This window comes from Comamonas sp. MYb69, assembly GCF_037479315.1.
GTDB lineage: Bacteria > Pseudomonadota > Gammaproteobacteria > Burkholderiales > Burkholderiaceae_C > Comamonas.
This window is the reverse complement of sequence record NZ_JBBGZG010000008.1, coordinates 241,911-263,373: the sequence shown is the minus strand read 5'-3', so window position 1 is coordinate 263,373 and position 21,463 is coordinate 241,911. Positions and strand designations below refer to the sequence as shown.

Sequence of the window (21,463 nt, the reverse complement as noted above, 5' to 3'; positions counted from 1 at the left end):
CCGGGCCGTCCAGGCGCTGCAGGTTGCAGTTGATCACGAAGATCAGGTTGTCGAGGTTTTCACGCGCGGCCAGGCCGCTACGGTGGCGGTCGCTGCGGGCTTGCCGTCTGCGGGGGCTGCGGCCGATGCTGTGGTGGCTGCGGTGCCGGCAGCGGCTTGCTTGAGCTTGTTGAGCTCTTCGATGTTCTTGTTCAGCTCGGAGCTGCGCTCCTGGGCCGCATTGGCCTGCTGGGCGCTGGCGACGCTGGCTTCGGCCGACTTCGTGCCCTTGGCTGCTTCCTTGCTCAGCTTGAGCTGGTCCGGTGCCACGCTCTGGGGCTTCTTGTCGTCCACCGAGGCCTCGACCTTGCCGCTGGCAGCGCGCGTGTCGGTGGCGACCTGGGCCGGCGCTGCCTTGGCTGCGAGCTGGCTGCGGTAGCTGTTGAAGTCGCGGCTTTGTGCGGCCACCATCTGGCGCGCCTGGCGGGGCGATACCGCGCGGGCCTGCTCGGCCGTCGGCATGGTCAGCGTGACACCTGCCTTCATGCGGTTGACGTTGCCACCAACAAAGGCGTGCGGGTTGCTCTGGACCACGGCGATGAGCATCTGGTCGAGCGAGATATCCGCGGGCTTGTTTTGCGCGGCGATGCGGCCCAGCGTGTCGCCGCGTTGGGTGCGCACGCTGTCGCCACCGCTGTTGTTGCTGGCGGTGGCGGGAATATTGGCGCGTGCTGCGGGTGCTGGGCGCGGTGCAGCAGCGCTGCGGGCGGCGGGGGCCGGCGCTGGTGTGGCCGAAGCCAGGGGCTCCTCGATCACGCGCACAGGCGGTGCCGGTGGGCGCGCGGCAGGGGCGGCTGCGCTCAGCTGCGGCGCCACCGTGACGGCGGGTTCGGGCTTGCGCAGGTTGGGCGGGTCGAACAGCATGGTGTAGCTGCGCACGACCTGGCCGGAATTCCAGTTGGCGTCGATCACATAGTCGACAAAGGGATCATTGACCGGACGCTGCGTGGTCAGCACGATCACCGCCGTGCCATTGGCGCGGCGCTGCAGCTGGGCGCGCACGCCACTGACCGTGCCCGAGTAGTCCATGCCCTGGGTGCGGAAGACCGCCGACGAGGCCGTCTTGACCTGCAAGGTGTCGGCCTCGGCGTCGGTGATCTGCGGAACTTCGATTTCCGCGCGCAGGGGCTCGCCCAGCGCGGATTTCACATTGATCTTGCCCAGCGCGAGCGCTGATGCTTCCCCTGTGTACAGGCCAAAGGCTGCCATGGCGGCGGCAAGCGCAGTGATTTTCCAGCGATGCATAGTGCTATTTGATTGAATAGTAGAAGCGTGCGGGGTTGTTTTTGTACCCATGAGAAAGCCCTCCCCCTAAGACGCGAAATCGGTAATTATCAGTAAAAAGAACCTTAACAGTAATGTGTTGGAGTGACAAGTTAAGGAATGGGCATCTCATTTGATAGGGTGCTTGGGCTCACTCCGGTCGGTCTGATTGTTGTTCCAGAGCAACTTTTCAGAGGGGGGCTGCCGGGCAGACCCAGGCTTGAATCGTTAGCAAAAGCAGCAAGAAAAACACCTTCCGGCTGCTGGGGGCAGGCCCGGAAGGTGGGGTGGTTGGGCCGCTTATGCAACGGCCGGCATCAGGCCGCCAGCAGGATGCGCAGCATGCGGCGCAGCGGCTCGGCAGCGCCCCAGAGCAGCTGGTCGCCGATCACGAAGGCCGAGACGTACTCGGGGCCCATGTTCAGCTTGCGCACACGGCCCACGGCCACTTCCAGACCACCGGTCACCGCAGCGGGGGTCAGTTCCTTGACGGTCACGGCGCGCTCGTTGGGCACCCACTTGACCCAGTCATTGCCACCCTTGATCAGCGCTTCGATCTCGGCCAGCGGCAGGTCCTTGTTGAGCTTCAGGGTCAGCGCCAGGCTGTGGCAGCGCATCGCGCCAATGCGCACGCACAGGCCGTCGACGGGGATGGTGGCATCGGTGCCCAGGATCTTGTTGACCTCGGCCTGGCCCTTCCACTCTTCCTTGGACTGGCCATTGTCCAGCTGGGCATCGATCCAGGGGATCAGGCCGCCGGCCAAAGGCGCGCCAAAGAACTCGGTGGGCACATCGCTGCGGATGGTCTGGGCGACCTTGCGGTCGATCTCCAAAATGGCGGAGGCGGGCGTGGCCAGCTCATCGGCCACGGCAGCGTGCACCACGCCCATGCCCTTGAGCAGTTCGCGCATATGGTTGGCGCCACCGCCGGACGCGGCCTGGTAGGTCATCGACGAGACCCATTCGACCAGACCGGCGTTGAACAGGCCCGACAGGCCCATCAGCAAGATGGAGTTGGTGCAGTTGCCGCCGATCCAGTTCTTGCCGCCAGCGGCCAGCTTGCGCTGGATCAGTGCGTCATTGACAGGGTCCAGCACGATGACGGCATCGTCTTGCATGCGCAGCGACGAGGCGGCATCGATCCAGTGGCCGTTCCAGCCGGCAGCGCGGATCTTGGGGAAGACTTCCTTGGTGTAGTCGCCGCCCTGGCAGGTGATGATGATGTCGCACTTAGACAGCTCGGCGATGTCATTGGCATCCTTGAGCTGGGTGTGCACGGTGGCCATCGCCGGGGCCTTGCCACCGGCGTTGGAGGTCGAGAAAAACACCGGCTCGATCAGCGCGAAGTCACCCTCGGCCTGCATGCGGTCCATCAACACCGAGCCGACCATGCCGCGCCAGCCCACCAAACCTACCAATTGCTTGCTCATAAAACGCCCTTGTCTACCTAAACGAAAGGAAATGCCACGGGGGCTGAGGGCCTGGCTCGTCGGCCAGTTGGAGGCGCACGACGAACCAGGCTGGATCAGCCGGTAATCTTCGTGGTGGTTGTGAATGTGTATGCGCGCGCAGCCATACCCGCCTCAATGGGGGTGGTGGTGTTCAGCCAAGAAATAGGGCAGTGCGCAGACATAGGAAGCTATTCTAGCGCCAAATTTTAAAACCTGTGCAAGAAATTTTATAAGTTTCGAGTGCTGGCGCATCGAAGCGCATGCATATATGACGTTAAAAACTATTTTTCGACCATTTATGGTTTTTTAATTCGTCGAAATGACTAAAGTCGAAAGCGTGCCGTGCTTCTGTCGTCGTTTTGGTGTTGAAACGCGGCGGTTGCAAGTAGCAGTACCAGCGCTTCATGGTTCTGCAGGCGCAAAAAAGCGACCCGCAGGTCGCTCTTGGAAAGGCATTGTGAAGACGGCTGCTTACAGCGCGGCCACCACGGCATCGCCCATTTGCTGGGTGCCGACCTTGGTCGTGCCTTCGCTGTAGATATCCGGCGTGCGCAGGCCCTGGGCCAGCACCTTTTGCACAGCGGCTTCGATCTTCTGGGCAGCGGCTTCCTGGCCCAGGCTGAAGCGCAGCATCATCGCGGTCGACAGGATGGTGGCCAGCGGGTTGGCGACGCCCTTGCCGGCGATGTCCGGGGCCGAGCCGTGGCTGGGTTCGTACAGGCCTTGCTTCTTGTCGTTCAGGCTCGCCGAGGGCAGCATGCCGATCGAGCCGGTCAGCATCGAGGCTTCGTCGCTCAGGATGTCGCCGAACATATTGCCGGTGACGACCACGTCGAAACGCTTGGGTTCCTTGACCAGCTGCATCGCCGCGTTGTCCACATACATGTGGTCCAGCTGCACATCGGGGTACTGCTTGCCCACTTCGGTCATCACATCCTTCCAGAGCTGGAAGGTTTCCAGCACATTGGCCTTGTCCACGCTGGTCACGCGCTTGCTGCGCTTTTGCGCGGCCTGGAAGGCCACATGGCCGATGCGCTCGATCTCGGGGCGGGTGTAGCGCATCGTGTCGAAGGCTTCTTCGGCGCCGGGGAAGTGGCCGTCCGGTGCGCTGCGGCGACCGCGTGGCTGGCCGAAGTAGATGTCGCCGGTCAGCTCGCGGATGATCAGGATGTCGAGGCCGGACACCAGCTCAGGCTTCAGGCTGGAGGCGTGGGTCAGTTCCTTGTAGCAGATCGCGGGGCGGAAGTTGGCAAACAGGCCCAGTGCCTTGCGCAGGCCCAGAATTGCCTGCTCGGGGCGCAGTGCGCGTTCCAGCGTGTCGTACTTCCAGTCGCCCACGGCGCCAAACAGGATGGCGTCCGATGCCTTGGCCAGCTCCAGCGTGGCGGGTGGCAGCGGGTGGCCGGAGGCCTCATAGGCGGCGCCACCGACGGGTGCGCTTTGCAGGTGCAGGTCCAGCTTCAGGGCGTCGAGCACCTTCACGGCTTCTGCAACGATTTCTGGACCAATGCCGTCTCCGGGCAATACAGCGATTTTCATGGTTTTTTCTCAGTCAGGATGGCAGGGCCGCGCCCGGTGGGGCGCAGCAGGGATGGCGGTGAACCGGTTTTCGTGGCGCTCAGGCCTTGGCTTGCACCAGGCTGTGTGCCAGCCAGGGCTTGGTGGCCAGGCGGTTGGCTTCATAGGCCTGGATCTTGTCCTTGTGGCGCAGGGTCAGGCCAATGTCGTCAAAGCCGTTGAGCAGGCAGTACTTGCGGAAGGCGATCACATCGAAGGGGATGCTTTCGCCGCCGGGACGCAGGATGACCTGCTGGTCCAGGTCGATGGTCAGGCTGTAGCCGGGGTTGACCGCGACTTCGTTGAACAGCATGTCGATCGTGGCCTCGGGCAGCACGATAGGCAGCAGGCCGTTCTTGAAGCAGTTGTTGAAGAAGATGTCGGCAAAGCTGGGTGCCAGGATGGCACGGAAGCCGAACTGGTCCAGCGCCCAGGGTGCGTGCTCGCGGCTGGAGCCGCAGCCAAAGTTCTTGCGGGCGATCAGGATGCTGGCACCCTGGAAGCGCTGCTGGTTCAGCACAAAGTCCGGGTTGGGCTTGCGGGCGGACTCGGGCACGCCAGGTTGGCCGGGCTGGTCCAGGTAGCGCCATTCGTCGAAGGCGTTGACGCCAAAGCCGGTCTTCTTGATCGACTTGAGGAACTGCTTGGGGATGATGGCGTCGGTGTCGACGTTCTCGCGGTCCATGGGCGCCACGAGGCCGGTGTGGATGGTGAATTTCTGCATTTCAAGCCTTTGGTCTGCCCGCCGTCATTGGATGAGCGCGGGCAGCGGTAGATGTGATGGTTTAGCGTGCTGCGCGAGAGATGGCGTTGCCCGCTCCCTGCACATCCTGGCCAATGCCGTGGACGGTGTTGCAGCCCGACAGCAGCGCGGCGAGCGCGATGGTGATGAAGGCAAAACGGGTTTTCATCGCATAGCTCCTGGGGTCATGCAAAACGGCGGATATCCACAAAGTGGCCGTGCACGGCAGCGGCGGCCGCCATCGCGGGGCTCACCAGGTGGGTGCGGCCACCGGCGCCCTGGCGGCCTTCAAAGTTGCGGTTGCTGGTCGATGCGCAGCGCTCGCCGGGCTCCAGGCGGTCGGCGTTCATCGCCAGGCACATCGAGCAACCGGGCTCGCGCCACTCAAAACCGGCGGCGGTGAAGATCTGGTCCAGGCCTTCGGCCTCGGCCTGGGCCTTGACCAGACCCGAGCCGGGCACCACCATGGCCAGCTTCACATTCTTGGCCACTTTCTGGCCCAGCTTCTTGACCACGGCAGCGGCTTCGCGCATGTCTTCGATGCGGCTGTTGGTGCAGCTGCCGATGAAGACCTTGTCGACGAAGATGTCGTTGATCGGCTTGCCCGGTTCCAGGTTCATATAGGTCAGCGCACGCTCGATGGCGCCGCGCTTGTTCGGGTCCTTTTCCTTGTCCGGATCGGGCACGGTTGCATCCACGCCCAGCACCATTTCGGGGCTGGTGCCCCAGGTGACCTGGGGCACGATGTCTTCGGCGCGCAGGGTGACCACGGTGTCGAACTTGGCATCGACATCGGAGTGCAAGGTCTTCCAGTAGTTGACGGCCTGGTCCCATTCGACGCCGGTAGGTGCCAGTGGGCGGCCCTTGACGTAGTCGATGGTCTTGCTGTCCACGGCTACGAGACCGGCGCGGGCACCAGCTTCAATCGCCATGTTGCAGACCGTCATGCGGCCTTCGATGGACAGGTCGCGGATGGCGGAGCCGGCGAACTCAATGGTGTAGCCGGTGCCGCCAGCGGTGCCGATGCGGCCGATGATGGCCAGCACGATGTCCTTGGCGGTCACGCCGGGGGCGACCTTGCCGTCCACCTTGATCAGCATGTTCTTGGCCTTCTTGGCCAGCAGGGTCTGCGTAGCCATCACGTGCTCGACCTCGGAGGTGCCGATGCCATGGGCCAGCGCGCCAAAGGCGCCATGGGTGCTGGTGTGGCTGTCGCCGCAGACCACGGTCATGCCGGGCAGGGTGGCGCCTTGCTCGGGGCCCATCACGTGGACGATGCCCTGGCCCTTGTCCATGAAGGGGAAGAAGGCAGCAGCGCCGAACTCGCCGATGTTGTCGTTCAGGGTGACGATCTGTTCCTTGCTGATCGGGTCCTCGATACCGTCGTAGCCGCGCTCCCAGCCGGTGGTGGGGGTGTTGTGGTCGGCGGTGGCGACCACGGAGCTGACGCGCCAGAGCTTGCGGCCCGCCATGCGCAGACCTTCGAACGCCTGGGGGCTGGTGACTTCGTGCACCAGATGGCGGTCGATATACAGCACGGCGGTGCCATCCTCTTCGGTGTGGATGGTGTGCTCGTCAAAAATCTTGTCGTAGAGGGTGCGTCCGGTCATCGTGGTTCTCTTTGGGTCAAGGGTCTCATCAAGGGGCTAAATACGAAATATCAGAGATGGGCAAAGGTCTGCAGGTGCGCGGCCAGGTCGGCGTCTTGCTGGTCTGCGGCCTGGGCCTCGTCGGCAGGCCGGGGGCTCAGGTGCTCGACCAGCAGGCGGGCGGTCACCGGCAGTGCCTCAAAATCGCGGGCCATCAGGCGCAGCTCGCGGTGCGCCCAGGCGTCGGCCAGGCGGATGCCGCGCAGGTTGCCCACGCCATGCATCAGCGCAAAGGCGCGGTCCGGCAGCAGGCCAATGCCCAGGCCGTTGTCGATCATGCGGCACATGGCATCGAGGCTGGTGACCTGGATGCGCTGGCGCAGCGGCCGGCGCAGCTGGGCCGATGCGGTGCGCATGGCCTGGCTGATGCTGCTGCCCGATTGCAGGCCGACGATGTCCCATTCCAGTGCTTCTTCAAAGCTGATCGTGTTGCGCTGGGCCAGTGCATGGTCCAGCGGCACTACGAGCATCAGGTGGTCGCTGCGGTAGGGGCGCGACTGCAGATCGAGCTCGGCGGTGTTGGCAACGGCATCGGGGTTGCAGATGCCCAGGTCGGCCGTGCCTTCGTGCACGGCCTGGATCACCTGCGCACTGAGGTGCTCCTGCAGGTCGATCTTGATCTGGCTGTGCGCGCGGGCAAAGCTGCCCAGGTCCTCGGGCAGAAACTGCACGATCGCCGAAATATTGGCATGGATGCGCACATGGCCGCGCACGCCATCGGCGTATTCGCTGAGCTCGCCCTGCATGCGCTCCAGCCCGAACAGCACATTGCGGGCATGGTGCAGCAGGCTCTCGCCTGCCGGCGTCAAAGTGACGCCCCGGCTGTGGCGGTACAGCAACTGGGTGTCGACGGCTGTTTCCAGGTCCGACAGGCGCTTGCTGACGGCCGAGGCCGCGATGAACTCCCGCTCTGCCGCGCGGCCAATGCTGCCCAGCTCGCACACTGCCACAAACAGCTGGAGCGAGGTCAGGTCGATGCGGCGCGCAAAACTGCGCTCTGAGCTTTTCATGGCGGGGAGGTATCGTATTTTTAGAAATCAGCAGCTATTTTATCTATAAATAGCGTGTCTGGTATCGCGGATGACGATGGCTGATGTGTCATTTGCATGAAAACGTAGCGGGGCGCTCGGGCAAGGAGGGTTCGCCCGTCGGCGCTGAATGTGTTCGTTTTTGTAAAGCGTTGACCCCATTCGCTGGGCTCACAGCGATTGTGCAGACATCGCAAGCAGCGATGCTCTAGAAACGGAATCACCCATGTCTTCTCGCTCCCCTTCCTTTGGCCTGTTCAGCGCGCGTCCTGGTGGCCTGGCAGCCGTTGCCATCGCGGTGGCCGCCTTGCTGGCTGGCTGCTCGCCAGATGCCGGGCAGAGCGCGCCGCCCGCTGAAGCGCAGATGGCCACCCCTGCTGCGCCCGCGCCGGTAGCGCCGATGGCGGCGCGCTCCATGGCCAAGATGGCGACCAAGGAGATGGCGCCCGCCGCCGATATGGCTATGGGGCAGGGCGGTGCGGCTGCGCCCAGCGAGCGCTTTTTGGCGATCAGCCACCGCATCCAGGTGGAGACGCCTGCGGCCGAGCTGGCGGCGCTGTGGGAAGAGGTCAAAGCGCGCTGCGAGCGGCTGGACTGCTATGTCGAAGGCTCACAGCTGCGGCGCGAAACCCCGCAGTCGGCCGCCGAGGCCATGCTGGCGATGCGGGTCAGCCCCCAGGATTTTGCTGAACTGACCTCGTCGCTGGGCGCTGGCGCCAGGGTGCTTAACCACCAGACCACCACCGAGGACAAGACCTATGAGGTCGTGGATGTAGAGGCGCAGATCAAGAACCGTACCGAATACCGAGACAGCCTGCGTGCGCTGATGCTGGAGAAGAATGTCAAACGCACTTTGCAGGACCTGATGGCCATCCGCGACACGCTCTCCCAGGTGCAGGCCGAGATCGATGCGGCCAACACCCACCGCGCGCTGCTGCAGCGCGATACCGCCAAGCAGTTTGTGCAGATGCGTTTCCAGCCCACGCGCGCCATCGTCAGCGGCACCTACAGCCCCTGGCAGCAAACCTGGCAGCGCAGCTGGGATGGCCTGACCCGCAGCGTGCAGTCGCTCATTCTGACCGCCGCGCAATCGCTGCCCTGGTTGCTGGCGCTGGCCCTGGTGGTGCTGCTGCCGCTGCGCTTTGCCATCAAGCGCTGGATGCGCCGCAGCGCGGCCCGGGCGCAAGTAGCACACCAGGCAGACAACCAGAGCTGAGAGGCGCTGCGGCCATGAAAAAAGCACCAGCGAGGCTGGTGCTTGGCAGAGGAGACGCTGCATCGGCTGGATGCGGCGTTTCTTTCTATCAGGTGAACAGGTTCTTCAGGCGGTCGGCCCAGGACTGGTTGTTGGGCGTGTGCTTGGCGCCGCCCTTTTTCAGCGATTCATCGAGCTCCTTGAGCAGCTTGCGCTGGTGCTCGGTGAGCTTGACGGGCGTCTCGACGACGATGTGCACATACAAGTCGCCCGGGTAGCTGGCGCGCACGCCCTTGATGCCCTTGCCGCGCAGGCGGAACTGCTTGCCGGTCTGGGTGCCTTCGGGGATGTCGATCGCGGCCTTGCCACTCAAGGTCGGCACTTCGATTTCGCCGCCCAGTGCTGCGGTGACCATGCTGACGGGCACCTCGCAGTGCAGGTCATCGCCATCACGCTCGAACACCTCGTGTTTGCGCACGCGGATCTCGATATACAGATCGCCGGGCGGGCCGCCATTCTGGCCGGGTTCGCCGTCGCCCGTGGAGCGGATGCGCATGCCATCGTCGATACCGGCGGGGATGCTCACTTCCAAGGTCTTTTGCGACTTGGTGCGGCCCTGGCCGTGGCAGCTGGTGCAGGGCTCGGGGATGATCTTGCCGGTGCCGCGGCAGTGCGGGCAGGTTTGCTGCACCGCGAAAAAGCCCTGGCGCATCTGCACCTGACCGCTACCGTGGCAGGTGCTGCAGGTCTTGACCTGGGTGCCGGGCTTGGCGCCGCTGCCGTGGCAGGTGTCGCACTCGTCCCAGGACGGAATCTTGATCTGGGCGTTCTTGCCCGCTGCTGCCTCTTCGAGGCTGATGTCCATCGCGTAGGACAGGTCGTTGCCCCGGTAGACCTGGGGGCCACCGCCGCCGCGACGGCCACCGCCAAACATCTCGCCAAAGATGTCGCCAAACGATTCGGCAAAACCACCAAAGCCCTCGCCGCCCATGCCCGAGCGCATATTGGGATCGACCCCGGCGTGGCCGTACTGGTCGTAGGCGCCACGCTTTTGGCTGTCGGAGAGCATTTCGTAGGCTTCTTTGCACTCCTTGAACTTCTCTTCCGCTTCCTTGGCCTTGTCGCCCTGGTTGCGGTCGGGGTGGTACTTCATGGCCATCTTGCGGTAGGCCGTCTTGATTTCGACTTCCGTGGCGGATTTGCTCAGGCCAAGGACTTCGTAGTAATCGCGTTTGGACATGGTGTTCTTGAATTCTGTGGGGGTTTAACCAGCGGCGTTCAGGTACGCCCGGGCATGGGTGCCCACAAAGCTGCGGCCGGGATTGTCGCCGTCAATCCATTGCTGCGGTGGAAATAGCTCAAACAAGCCCACCTTGAACAAGGTGGGAATCGCCATCTTCAGCTCTTGTTCAACAGCGCCGCGCTCGCCGGCATTGTAGAGCGCGATGTTGTAGAGCATGGTGGCCACGGTGCCGGTCTGCACCCGGCTGCCGTCTTTGAGCGTGACGGCGGGCAACTCTGCCGCGCCATCGGTGATCTTCTGGTTGACACGGCTGAGCTCTGCAACATGCAGTGCGTCGCTCGCAGGTGCTGTAGTAGATGTCATCGTGTGCCTTTGGATGCTTGCGTGAAAGGGAGACAGGGCCTGCAGCCCACTGACCGGAGCTACGTGCTACAGAAGAAAGAGCGATTCTGTAGAAAAGCCATGCCGGAGTGCGGCAATGCGAACTCCGGCATGGGTGCTGGGTAGCGTCGGCTCCAAGCCTGTCGGAAGGCGATTAGTCCTTCTTGACTTCCTTGACTTCGGCATCGACGACATTGTCATCGGCTGCCGCAGCGCCGGCCGCGCCCGCTGCTGCACCGGCGGCTCCGGCCTGTGCAGCCTGGGCGTCGGCATACACCTTCTCGCCCAGCTTCTGGCTGGCGGTCATCAAGGCCGTGGTCTTGGCTTCGATCGCGTCCTTGTCCTCGGTCTTCAGTGCTTCTTCGAGCTCTTGAACCGCGCTGTCGATGGCCGACTTCTCAGCGGCATCGAGCTTGTCGCCATGCTCGCCCAGGCTCTTCTTGACGCTGTGGACAGCGGCTTCGCCTTGGTTGCGGGCCTGCACCAGCTCGAGCTTCTTCTTGTCGTCGGCGGCGTTCAGCTCGGCGTCCTTGACCATCTTCTGGATCTCGTCCTCGGACAGACCGGAGCTGGCCTTGATGGTGATCTTGTTTTCCTTGCCGGTGCCCTTGTCCTTGGCAGAGACGTTCAAGATACCGTTGGCATCGATGTCGAAGGCCACCTCGATCTGTGGCGTGCCACGGGGTGCGGCTGGAATGCCTTCCAGGTTGAACTCGCCCAGCAGCTTGTTGGCGCTGGCGATTTCACGCTCACCCTGGAACACCTTGATGGTCACGGCAGGCTGGTTGTCCTCGGCGGTCGAGTAGGTCTGCGCGAACTTGGTCGGGATCGTGGTGTTCTTCGTGATCATCTTGGTCATCACGCCGCCCAGGGTTTCGATACCCAGGGACAGAGGCGTCACGTCCAGCAGCAGCACGTCGGAGCGGTCACCGCCCAGCACCTGGCCTTGCACGGCAGCGCCCACGGCCACGGCTTCGTCAGGGTTCACGTCCTTGCGTGGGTCCTTGCCGAAGAATTCCTTGACCTTCTCCTGCACCTTGGGCATACGGCTCATGCCGCCCACCAGGATCACGTCGTCGATGTCGGACACAGCGATGCCAGCGTCCTTGATCGCGGTGCGGCAAGGGGCGATGGTGCGCTCGATCAGCTCGTCCACCAGGCTTTCGAGCTTGGCGCGGGTGAGCTTGATGTTCAGGTGCTTGGGGCCCGAAGCGTCAGCGGTGATGTAGGGCAGGTTGATGTCGGTCGCAGCCGAGCTGGACAGCTCGATCTTGGCCTTTTCAGCCGCTTCCTTCAGACGTTGCAGTGCCAGCACGTCCTTGGACAGGTCCACGCCTTGTTCCTTCTTGAACTCGGTGATGATGTATTCGATCACGCGTTGGTCGAAGTCTTCACCGCCCAGGAAGGTGTCGCCATTGGTCGACAGCACTTCGAACTGCTTTTCGCCGTCCACATCGGCAATTTCGATGATGGACACGTCAAAGGTACCGCCGCCCAGGTCATACACGGCGATCTTGCGGTCACCCTTGCCGCCCTTGTCCAGGCCAAAGGCCAGGGCTGCAGCGGTCGGTTCGTTGATGATGCGCTTGACTTCCAGGCCGGCGATACGGCCAGCGTCCTTGGTGGCCTGGCGCTGCGCGTCGTTGAAGTACGCAGGCACGGTGATCACCGCTTCGGTCACGGGCTCGCCCAGGAAGTCCTCGGCGGTCTTCTTCATCTTGCGCAGCACTTCTGCGGAGATCTGTGGTGGGGCCAGCTTCTGGTCACGCACTTGCACCCAGGCGTCGCCGTTGTCGGCCTTGACGATCTGGAAAGGCATCAGGTCGATGTCCTTTTGCACTTCCTTCTCGTCGAACTTGCGGCCGATCAGGCGCTTGGCAGCGTAGATCGTGTTGCGGGGGTTGGTGACAGCCTGGCGCTTGGCAGAAGCGCCCACCAGGATTTCGCCGTCTTCCTGGTATGCAACGATCGATGGCGTGGTGCGTGCACCTTCGCTGTTTTCGATCACGCGGGTGGTGTTGCCTTCCATCACGGCCACGCAGCTGTTGGTCGTGCCCAAATCAATACCGATAATCTTTCCCATTTCTCTACTCCTGTATTTGTTGGGGCGGCTCAGCGCCCTGATTGACTGTTATCTGTGGCTTTTTAGCGGTTGTTCAAGTGCGCAATGCAAAAAAGCCGGGAGGTACGTTTACTTGGGTGCAGCAACGGTCACCAGTGCAGGGCGCAGTACGCGCTCGGCAATGGCATAACCCTTTTGCAGCACGGCCACCACGGTGTTGGGGTCTTGCGCGGCAGGCACGGCGGAGATCGCCTGGTGGTGGTGGGGGTCGAACTTGTCGCCGGCAGCCGGGTTGATCGCGATCACCTTGTTGCGCTCCAGTGCGGAGACGAGCTGGCGCAGGGTGGCGTCCGAGCCTTCGCGCAGTTGCTCGGGGCTGGCGTTCTGGATCGCCAGCGCGGCGTCCAGGCTGTCGATCACCGGCAGCAGGCTCTCGGCAAAGCTCTCGACGCCGAACTTGCGGGCCTTGGCCACTTCATCATCGGCGCGGCGGCGGGCGTTTTCAACTTCTGCCTTGGCGCGCAGGTACTGGTCGGCCAGCTCGGCGTTCTTGGCCTTCAACTCCGCCAGCTCTGCTTCCAGTTGCGACTGGTTGGCAGCGGCAGCGGCTTCCAGCTCTTCGGCGGACATGGGGTTTTGGCCTTCGGGGTGGAGGTTGTCTGACATGGTGCTGTTCGTATTTCGTTAACAAAAAGGACTCTTGTGGCCGCACCTGGGGGCATTTCCTTGCTTTTCAAGGGGCTAATTTGGCTTTTCCGTCTGGGCAAGCTGCCCCCCGTGGTGTCCGCAGCGGCCCGTGTTTATAAACCATGTTTGACGGTTTTTGAATTGGTTTGTATAATCTTCGGTTTCCCTTGCCACACCGCGCTGTATTTGCAATCAAGTGCACTAGCGGGTGGCGCAATCCACAAGGAGTTTGCATGCGTCACTATGAGATCGTGCTGCTGATCCACCCCGATCAGAGCGAACAAGTTCCAGCCATGCTGGAGCGTTACAAAGGCATGATTACCGCCGGCGGCGGTAAGATCCACCGCGTTGAAGACTGGGGCCGCCGTCAACTGGCCTACATGATCAACAAGCTGGCCAAGGCCCACTATCTGTGCCTGAATATCGAAGCCGACCAGGCTGTGATGGCTGAACTGGAACACGCGTTCAAGTTCAACGACGCTGTGCTGCGCCAACTGACTGTGCAGAAGAAGAAGGCTGACACCGCTCCTTCGGCCATGATGAAGACCGTGGAACGCGAAGAAGCGCGCAAGGCCAACCAGGCTGAGCACGCCGCTGCAGAGCGTTAATCACACAGGAGGTGGAGAACCGCGTACTTGTCACCGCCGTCATCGCTGAAATCAAGATTTTGCGATACACGCCGGCTGGGCTACCTGCTGTAGATATTGTGCTGGAGCACCGCTCCACCCAGACCGAAGCAGCGCAACCCCGACAAGTCAATGCCGTGCTCAAGGCGATTGCCTTTGGTGCACTGGCAGAGCGAATCGCTCGGCAGGCTGTAGGGAGCACCTGGACATTCCAGGGCTTTTTGGCCACACCGCGCAACAGCAAATCGCTGGTTCTGCACATCCAGGATATTCAACAAGATACTTATTGAGAGGTCCGAAAATGGCCACGTTCAAGAAATTCAACAAAGACAAGCGCCCAAAGCGCAACACCCAGTCGCTGCTGTTCAAGCGCAAGCGTTTCTGCCGCTTCACCGTGGCTGGCGTCGAAGAAATCGACTACAAGGATGTCGACACCCTGCGTGATTTCGTTGCTGAAAACGGCAAGATCATTCCCGCACGTCTGACCGGCACCCGCGCCATCTACCAACGTCAGCTGAACACTGCCATCAAGCGCGCTCGCTTCCTGGCCATGGTTCCTTACTCTGACCAACACAAGATCTAAGGAGCACGAACATGCAAATCATTCTGCTCGACAAGGTCGTGAACCTGGGCAACCTGGGTGAAATCGTGAAGGTCAAGGACGGCTACGCACGTAACTTCCTGATCCCTTCGGGCCGCGCACGCCGCGCTACCGAAGCTGCCAAGGCTGAATTCGAAGCCAAGCGCGCTGAGCTGGAAAAGGCTGCTGCTGAAAAGCTGGCTGCTGCCCAAGCACAAGGCGAGAAGCTGTCCGGCCAGACCGTGAAGCTGACCCAAAAGGCAGGTGTGGATGGCCGTCTGTTCGGCTCCGTCACCAACCACGACATCGCTGATGAACTGGGCAAGATGGGCTTCCAAGTGGCCAAGTCGCAAGTGCGTCTGCCCAACGGTCCTATCAAGACCGTGAGCGAGACCGCTGTGGAAGTGGCTCTGCACACCGACGTGGTGGTGGAAGTGAACGTGTCCGTCTACGGCGAACACGTTTAATACTCCACGCTCTGCGTTGAGAAGCCGCCCTCGGGCGGCTTTTTCGTTCCCGGCCGCAGCACAGTCCCCGGGATGCGGGTTTTGTTCGTCGCTGTCAGCCTTGCGCGGCATCTGCGCTATTCTTGTGGATTGCTGGCTGCCAGGCCAGCGTTTGCTCATTTGGATTTCCCATGTCAGAGACCTTTCCCCCCCTGGATGACACTGCCTTCATCACCCCCGACAAGCAGGTGGCGCAGCTGCGCATACCGCCGCATTCGATCGAATCGGAGTCCAGCGTGCTGGGGGGCCTGCTGCTGGACAACAATGCCTGGGACCGGGTGGGCGATGTGCTGGCCGAGGACAACTTCTACCGCCATGAGCACAAGCTGATCTTCGCGGCCATGGCCAGCATGATCAATGCCGGCAAGCCCGCCGATGTGATCACGGTCTATGAGCACCTGCAAAGCATCGGCAAGGCCGAAGAGGTGGGCGGCCTGGCCTACCTGAACCAGCTGGCCCAGTATGTGCCCAGCGCCACCAATATCCGCCGCTATGGCGAAATCGTGCGCGAGCGCTCGATCCTGCGCAAGCTGGTCACCGCCAGTGACGAGATCGCCACCAACGCCTTCAACCAGCAGGGCAAGACGGTGGACCGCATTCTGGACGAGGCCGAGCAGAAGATCTTTGCGATTGGCGAGGAGGGCTCGCGCATGAAGCAGGGCTTCCAGTCGCTGGACAACCTGGTCGTGGACCTGCTCGACCGGGTGCAGGAGATGGCGGACAACCCGGTCGATGTGACCGGTGTGCCTACCGGCTTTGCCGACCTGGACCGCATGACCAGCGGCCTGCAGGCCGGTGACCTGGTGGTGCTGGCCGCGCGCCCCTCGATGGGCAAGACCTCGTTCGCGGTGAACATTGCCGAGCATGTGGCGCTCAACGAAGGCCTGCCGGTAGCCATCTTCTCGATGGAAATGGGCGCCGCCCAATTGGCGGTGCGTATCGTGGGCTCGATTGGCCGGGTCAACCAGGGCAATCTGCGCACCGGCAAGCTGACCGATGAGGAGTGGCCGCGCCTGTCCGAGGCGATCGAGCGGCTGCGCACGGTCTCGCTGCACATCGATGAGACCCCGGGCCTGACGCCGTCGGAGCTGCGCGCCAACTCGCGGCGCCTCGCCCGCCAGTGCGGCAAGCTCGGCCTGATCGTGGTCGACTACCTGCAGCTGATGAGCGGCTCGGGCTCGGCGGCCAGCTCGGACAACCGGGCGACGGAGCTCGGTGAAATCTCGCGCGGTTTGAAGATGCTGGCCAAGGAGCTGCAATGCCCGGTGATTGCGCTGTCGCAGCTCAACCGCTCGGTGGAGCAGCGCACCGACAAGCGCCCGATGATGTCCGACCTGCGCGAATCGGGCGCCATCGAGCAGGATGCGGACATCATCATGTTCATCTACCGCGATGACTACTACAACAAGGAGAGCAATGAGCCCAATGTGGCCGAGGTCATCATCGGCAAGCAGCGTAACGGCCCGACCGGCACGGTCAAGCTGTTCTTCCAGAAGAACCAGACCCGCTTTGAAAACCTGGCCGTGGGCGGCGACGACTACTGATGCACGCCAGCGCAGGGCAGGCTGGGGTGGGGCTCAGTCCTGCTGCCCCTGGCTTTGCTGGAGCACCCATTGCTCAAAAGCCTGCAGCGCGGCCGAGGGCTCGCGGTAGGTGGGGTAGCTGAACCAGTAGCTCTGCGTGCCCGGCAAGGTCTGGGTATGGGCGGGGATCAGCTGGCCCGCATCGAGCGCCGGTTGCACCAGCACCTCGGGCACCAGGCCTACGCCCAGGCCGGCGGCGGCCGCCATGATGACCATCGAGAACAGCTCATAGCGCGGCCCGCGCGAGGCCTGCACCGAGTAGTCCCAGCCCAGGCCGTTGTACCAGTCGCGCCAGGCAGCGGGCCGGCTCTCCAGCCCGATGTGTACCAGTGGCTGCCAGTCCTCCTGCGTGGCCAGCGCATGCTGCGCTGCAAAGGCCGGGCTGCAGACGGGGATGCAGGCGCCATCGCGGGCAATGCGCTGCCCCTGGGTCTTGGACCAGAGGCCGTCGCCCGAATAGATGGCGCCGTCAAAACCGCTTTCCTCGAACGCAAAAGGCTCTGAGCGCACCGACAGGTGCACATGGATGTCCGGGTGCAGCTGCGCAAAGGCGGGCAGCCGGGGCACCAGCCACTGCGTGGCAAAGCTGGAGACGACGGCCAGGTGGATGGCATAGCCCTGGGCGCGGCTGTTGGCGATCTCCTGCGTATCGCGCTCCAGGCCGTTGAGGTGCACACGCACACGCTGCGCATATCGTTTACCCGCATCGGTCAGCATGACGCGGCGTTTGTGGCGTACAAAAAGCGGCACCCCCAGCCGGTCCTCCAGCGCCGCCACATGGCGGCTGACGGCACTGGCGGTCAACGCTAACTCATTGGCAGCGCGGGAGAAATTGCCGTGCCGGGCCGAGGCTTCAAAAGCCATCAACAGGCCGATATTGGGAATCGCGTTGCGCATGGGTGGGGACTTTGTTCAAAAAACGCACTATGTCTCACCATTTTCTCATTTTGTTGTTCCTGATAGTTCACATAGTATTTTTAAGTTTGGTGCTTCTGCACCCGCTGCGCACTGCCGCAGGCGGGCCCTGTGCAGCCCTGTCACGGGCAGGGTGTACAAAGCGCTGTGCCCGTGTCCGGGCGCGCAGCGCTTTAAGCTGCATTGGCAGCACCCCCCCATCATGGTCCGGGCCCGCACTGAGGGCCGGACAGTTTCTGTTGTGATAGTGAATAGGAAAGACGAGCGATGACGCAATCCACCCAACGTTTGAACGATATTCTCAAGGCGCTTGCGCTCGACCTCCAGCCCCTGGCAGGCCAGGACATCACCAGCCGCTCGCCCGCCGACGGCGCCAGCCTGGCCGTGTTGAAGGCCCACAGCGCGCAGCAGGCGCAGGACGCCATTGCTGCTGCCCACCAGGCCTACCTGCAGTGGCGCACCGTGCCCGCCCCCGTGCGTGGCGAGTTGGTGCGCCGCTTTGGCCAGACCCTGCGCCAGCACAAGACGGCACTCGGCGCCCTGGTGTCGATTGAAGCGGGCAAGATCACCTCCGAAGGCCTGGGCGAAGTCCAGGAAATGATCGATATCTGCGACTTTGCCGTTGGCCTGTCGCGCCAGCTCCATGGTCTGACGATTGCCAGCGAGCGCCCCGGCCACCGCATGATGGAAACCTGGCACCCGATGGGCGTCGTGGGCATCATCTCGGCCTTCAATTTCCCCGTCGCCGTCTGGTGCTGGAACAGCGCGCTGGCCCTGGTCTGTGGCGACGTGGTGGTGTGGAAGCCGTCCGAGAAGACCCCGCTGACCGCCGTGGCCTGCCAGCACCTGCTCGAGCAGACGATTGCTGCCTTCAACCAGGAGCAACCTGGTGCCGTGCCAGCGGGCCTGGCCCAGCTGCTGATTGGCGCCCGTGAAGTGGGCGAAGTGCTGGTGGACAGCCCGCTGGTGCCCGTGGTCAGCGCCACCGGTTCGACCCGCATGGGCCGCCAGGTCGGCGTCAAGGTGGCCGAGCGCTTTGGCCGCTCCATCCTGGAGCTGGGTGGCAACAACGCGATGATCGTCACGCCGTCGGCCGACCTGGAGCTGGCCGCCCGCGCCATCACCTTTGCAGCCGTCGGTACTGCCGGCCAGCGTTGCACCACCTTGCGCCGCCTGATCGTGCACAAGTCGGTGGCCGAGCAGCTGGTGGCGCGCCTCGAAAAGATCTACGGCAGCGTCACCGTGGGTGACCCGCTGACCGATGGCACCCTGGTGGGCCCGCTGATCGACAAGGCCTCGTTCGACGGCATGCAGGCCGCACTGGCCCAGGCCAAGGAAGAGGGCGGCACCGTCATCGGCGGCCAGCGCGAGCGCGAAGACCTGGGTAAAGATGCCTACTACGTGCGCCCGGCTCTGGTCAAGATGCCTTCCCAGACCAAGGTGATGGAGCACGAAACCTTTGCGCCCATCCTCTACATCGTCACCTACGACGGCAGCGCCGACGATGCGATCGCGGTGCAGAACGCCGTGCCCCAGGGCCTGTCGTCGGCCATCTTCACCAGCGACCTGCGCGATGCCGAGCGCTTCATGTCGCCAGCCGGCAGCGACTGCGGCATTGCCAACGTCAATATCGGCACCTCGGGTGCGGAGATCGGTGGTGCCTTTGGTGGCGAGAAGGAAACCGGCGGTGGCCGCGAATCGGGCTCGGACGCCTGGAAGGGCTATATGCGCCGTGCCACCAACACCATCAACTACAGTGGCGCGCTGCCACTGGCGCAAGGCGTGCGCTTTGACGTGTGATGGGCGGGCAGCTGCAGGCCGGCGCCGTGGGCATACTGCCCGCTGCCCGGGCTTGCAGGTCTCCCCACCGGGGCGGCCGCTGCGCCGCCGGGTGTGTGCTGCCAGCGCAGGCCACTGATATGCCTGTGCCCTGTGCGGCCACTCACCCAGGCAGGGGCTTTGCGCCCCTGTCTGCAACCCCACCAGCATCCGCCAAGGGCTGGCCTGCCACCGTTGCAGGCCAGCCCTTGTGGCATCCGATGCTGCCGTTTTTTGCGGCGCTGCGCAGCCATTTGCTGCGCTGGCGCAATGTGTAGCCAGGCCAGATCGGGTTCAATCCCCCGCTTCTGGCGCATCGATGACAAGACAAAGGAGACAAGACATGGCAGACAAGCAAGCAACACGCACCGGTGGCCAGCTGGTGGTGGACCAGCTGCTGATCCACGGCGTGCAGCAGATTTTCACGGTGCCGGGCGAGAGCTTTCTGGCGGTGCTCGATGCGCTCTATGACGCGCCCATCGAGACGACGATCTGCCGTCAGGAGGGCGGCGCCGCGATGATGGCCGAAGCCCAGGGCAAGCTCACCGGCCAGCCAGGCATCTGCATGGTCACGCGGGGGCCAGGTGCTACCAATGCCTCGGCTGGCTTGCACATCGCGATGCAGGACTCGACCCCGATGATCCTCTTCGTCGGCCAGATCGAGCGCTCGGCGCGCGGCCGCGAGGCCTTCCAGGAGCTGGACTACCGCGCCGTGTTTGGCAGCATGGTCAAGTGGGCCACCGAGATCGACGATGCGGCGCGCATCCCCGAGACCATGGCCCGCGCCTTTGCCGTGGCCACCAGCGGCCGCCCCGGCCCGGTGGTGATAGCGCTGCCCGAAGACATGCTACGCGATGCCGTCAGCGTGCCTGATGCGCGCCGCTACCAGCCTGCGCCCGCGCATGCCGCCGATGCCGATGTGGCCGCCGTCGTCGCCCAATTGGCCGCCGCGCAAAACCCCATCATCATTGCCGGCGGCTCGCGCTGGACTGCGCAGGCCCATGCGGATATCGCCGCCTTTGCTGCCGCCCATGCGGTGCCGGTGGCCTGCTCCTTCCGCCGCCAGATGGTGTTCCCCGCCCACCACGGCAACTATGCCGGCGATGTGGGCCTGGGCGTCAATCCCAAGCTGATCGAACGCATCAAGCAGGCCGATCTGGTGGTGCTGCTGGGCGGGCGCATGTCCGAGGTGCCCTCGCAGGGCTACAGCCTCTTGGGCATTCCGGCCAGCAGCGGCCAGCGGCTCATCCATGTACACCCCGATCCCGATGAGCTGGGCCGGGTCTACCAGGCTGACCAGGCGATTGTGGCCGCGCCCGACTCCTTTTGCGCCGCCCTGGCCCGCCAGCCCGCCACTGCGCCACGCGCCGAGCGCCAGGCGCTGGTGCAGCAGGCCCATGCCGACTACCTGGCCTGGAGCAATCCTGCGCCCATCCAGGTGCCTGGCGCGCTGCAGATGGGCCAGCTGATGGTCCATCTGCGTGAGGTGCTGCCGGCCGATACGGTCTGGTGCAATGGCGCGGGCAACTTTGCCACCTGGGTGCACCGCTTCTGGCCGTTCACGCACTATGGCAGCCAACTGGCCCCCACCAGTGGCAGCATGGGCTATGGGCTGCCCGCCGCCGTCGGCGCCAAGCGCCTGGACAAGCAGCGCAGCGTCGTCTGCATTGCCGGCGATGGCGACTTTCTGATGCATGGCCAGGAGTTTGCGACCGCCGTGCAGTACCAGCTGCCCGTCATCGTGCTGCTGATCGACAACGGCATGTACGGCACCATCCGCATGCACCAGGAGCGCGACTACCCGAACCGGGTCAGTGCCACCGAGCTGCGCAACCCCGACTTTGTGGCTTACGCCAAGGCCTTTGGCGGCAATGCAGCGTTGGTCGAGAAGACCGAAGACTTTGCCCCTGCGCTCGCTGCCATGCGCAGTTGGGCGGAACAGCACCAGCTGCCGGTGATCCTGCACTGCAAGCTCGATCCGCAGGCGATTACGCCGGCGCGCAGCCTGGACCAGATCCGAGGCACTGGCGTTTAAGCCCCGGCTGAAGGCGCAAAAAAAGGCACCGAGCAAAAACTCGGTGCCTTTGTATTTGGCTTTTTGGGGCTTTTGGCCTGGGCCTTGGCGGAGGCTGTGCAGC

20 protein-coding genes are annotated in these 21,463 nt (G+C 63.5%); 8 read left to right on the top strand and 12 right to left on the bottom strand.

Features of this window, described 5'->3' with window-relative positions:
• Positions 1-42: 42 nt before the first annotated feature.
• From WH303_RS13545 to WH303_RS13515, 7 genes are all read right to left on the bottom strand, one after another.
• Complete coding sequence (locus WH303_RS13545) at positions 43-1,248, bottom strand: type IV pilus assembly protein FimV (protein ID WP_445228286.1); 1,206 nt, start codon at positions 1,246-1,248, stop codon at positions 43-45.
• A 371-nt stretch (positions 1,249-1,619) separates the two neighbouring features.
• On the bottom strand, positions 1,620-2,732 hold the full coding sequence (asd, locus tag WH303_RS13540; protein WP_339519109.1) for an aspartate-semialdehyde dehydrogenase: 1,113 nt from the start codon (positions 2,730-2,732) through the stop codon (positions 1,620-1,622).
• Positions 2,733-3,224: 492 nt separating this feature from the next.
• The gene (gene leuB / locus WH303_RS13535; RefSeq protein WP_339519107.1) at positions 3,225-4,292 is read right to left on the bottom strand and encodes a 3-isopropylmalate dehydrogenase; all 1,068 of its coding nucleotides are present in this window, start codon (positions 4,290-4,292) and stop codon (positions 3,225-3,227) included.
• 79 nt (positions 4,293-4,371) lie between these two features.
• A complete protein-coding gene (gene leuD, locus WH303_RS13530) occupies positions 4,372-5,034 on the bottom strand; it encodes a 3-isopropylmalate dehydratase small subunit (RefSeq protein ID WP_133855414.1) in 663 nt (220 codons plus the stop codon).
• A 61-nt stretch (positions 5,035-5,095) separates the two neighbouring features.
• The gene (locus WH303_RS13525) at positions 5,096-5,221 is read right to left on the bottom strand and encodes an entericidin A/B family lipoprotein (protein ID WP_133855415.1); all 126 of its coding nucleotides are present in this window, start codon (positions 5,219-5,221) and stop codon (positions 5,096-5,098) included.
• Between the two features lie 16 nt (positions 5,222-5,237).
• On the bottom strand, positions 5,238-6,662 hold the full coding sequence (gene leuC, locus WH303_RS13520) for a 3-isopropylmalate dehydratase large subunit (RefSeq protein WP_133855416.1): 1,425 nt from the start codon (positions 6,660-6,662) through the stop codon (positions 5,238-5,240).
• A gap of 50 nt (positions 6,663-6,712) precedes the next feature.
• Positions 6,713-7,711, bottom strand: coding sequence for a LysR family transcriptional regulator (locus WH303_RS13515; RefSeq protein ID WP_133855417.1), 999 nt, complete (start codon positions 7,709-7,711; stop codon positions 6,713-6,715).
• Positions 7,712-7,955: 244 nt separating this feature from the next.
• Between WH303_RS13515 and WH303_RS13510 the strand changes: the two genes are divergently transcribed.
• Positions 7,956-8,945, top strand: coding sequence for a DUF4349 domain-containing protein (locus WH303_RS13510; protein ID WP_339519104.1), 990 nt, complete (start codon positions 7,956-7,958; stop codon positions 8,943-8,945).
• Positions 8,946-9,033: 88 nt separating this feature from the next.
• On the opposite strand, the gene dnaJ is transcribed toward WH303_RS13510, so the two are convergent.
• The 4 genes from dnaJ to grpE all read right to left on the bottom strand — a co-directional run bounded on the left by dnaJ (position 9,034) and on the right by grpE (position 13,276).
• Complete coding sequence (gene dnaJ, locus WH303_RS13505) at positions 9,034-10,164, bottom strand: molecular chaperone DnaJ (protein WP_021028340.1); 1,131 nt, start codon at positions 10,162-10,164, stop codon at positions 9,034-9,036.
• A 24-nt stretch (positions 10,165-10,188) separates the two neighbouring features.
• Positions 10,189-10,530 (bottom strand): DUF7709 family protein, encoded by a 342-nt coding sequence (locus WH303_RS13500; RefSeq protein WP_021028341.1) that lies wholly within the window; start codon positions 10,528-10,530, stop codon positions 10,189-10,191.
• A gap of 172 nt (positions 10,531-10,702) precedes the next feature.
• Positions 10,703-12,631 (bottom strand): molecular chaperone DnaK, encoded by a 1,929-nt coding sequence (gene dnaK, locus WH303_RS13495; RefSeq protein WP_339519102.1) that lies wholly within the window; start codon positions 12,629-12,631, stop codon positions 10,703-10,705.
• A gap of 108 nt (positions 12,632-12,739) precedes the next feature.
• On the bottom strand, positions 12,740-13,276 hold the full coding sequence (gene grpE / locus WH303_RS13490) for a nucleotide exchange factor GrpE (protein WP_133855422.1): 537 nt from the start codon (positions 13,274-13,276) through the stop codon (positions 12,740-12,742).
• A 254-nt stretch (positions 13,277-13,530) separates the two neighbouring features.
• Between grpE and rpsF the strand changes: the two genes are divergently transcribed.
• The 5 genes from rpsF to dnaB all read left to right on the top strand — a co-directional run bounded on the left by rpsF (position 13,531) and on the right by dnaB (position 16,553).
• A complete protein-coding gene (gene rpsF, locus WH303_RS13485; protein ID WP_021028344.1) occupies positions 13,531-13,905 on the top strand; it encodes a 30S ribosomal protein S6 in 375 nt (124 codons plus the stop codon).
• Positions 13,906-13,916: 11 nt separating this feature from the next.
• Positions 13,917-14,213 carry a primosomal replication protein N gene (gene priB, locus WH303_RS13480; protein ID WP_021028345.1) on the top strand — a complete coding sequence of 99 codons (297 nt, stop codon included), beginning with the start codon at positions 13,917-13,919 and terminating at the stop codon, positions 14,211-14,213.
• 11 nt (positions 14,214-14,224) lie between these two features.
• Positions 14,225-14,506, top strand: a complete 282-nt coding sequence (gene rpsR / locus WH303_RS13475; protein WP_021028346.1) for a 30S ribosomal protein S18 — start codon at positions 14,225-14,227, stop codon at positions 14,504-14,506.
• Between the two features lie 11 nt (positions 14,507-14,517).
• Positions 14,518-14,970 carry a 50S ribosomal protein L9 gene (gene rplI, locus WH303_RS13470; protein ID WP_021028347.1) on the top strand — a complete coding sequence of 151 codons (453 nt, stop codon included), beginning with the start codon at positions 14,518-14,520 and terminating at the stop codon, positions 14,968-14,970.
• A gap of 170 nt (positions 14,971-15,140) precedes the next feature.
• On the top strand, positions 15,141-16,553 hold the full coding sequence (dnaB, locus tag WH303_RS13465) for a replicative DNA helicase (protein WP_021028348.1): 1,413 nt from the start codon (positions 15,141-15,143) through the stop codon (positions 16,551-16,553).
• A gap of 33 nt (positions 16,554-16,586) precedes the next feature.
• On the opposite strand, the gene WH303_RS13460 is transcribed toward dnaB, so the two are convergent.
• Positions 16,587-17,489, bottom strand: coding sequence for a LysR substrate-binding domain-containing protein (locus WH303_RS13460; RefSeq protein ID WP_021028349.1), 903 nt, complete (start codon positions 17,487-17,489; stop codon positions 16,587-16,589).
• 285 nt (positions 17,490-17,774) lie between these two features.
• Here WH303_RS13460 and amaB point away from each other — a divergent pair, with 285 nt between their 5' ends.
• Both amaB and WH303_RS13450 read left to right on the top strand, forming a co-directional pair.
• Positions 17,775-19,307 (top strand): L-piperidine-6-carboxylate dehydrogenase, encoded by a 1,533-nt coding sequence (amaB, locus tag WH303_RS13455; RefSeq protein ID WP_339519097.1) that lies wholly within the window; start codon positions 17,775-17,777, stop codon positions 19,305-19,307.
• A gap of 361 nt (positions 19,308-19,668) precedes the next feature.
• Entirely contained in the window at positions 19,669-21,360 is a 1,692-nt protein-coding gene (locus tag WH303_RS13450; RefSeq protein WP_339519096.1) for a thiamine pyrophosphate-binding protein, read from the top strand.
• The last annotated feature ends 103 nt before the right edge of the window (positions 21,361-21,463 follow it).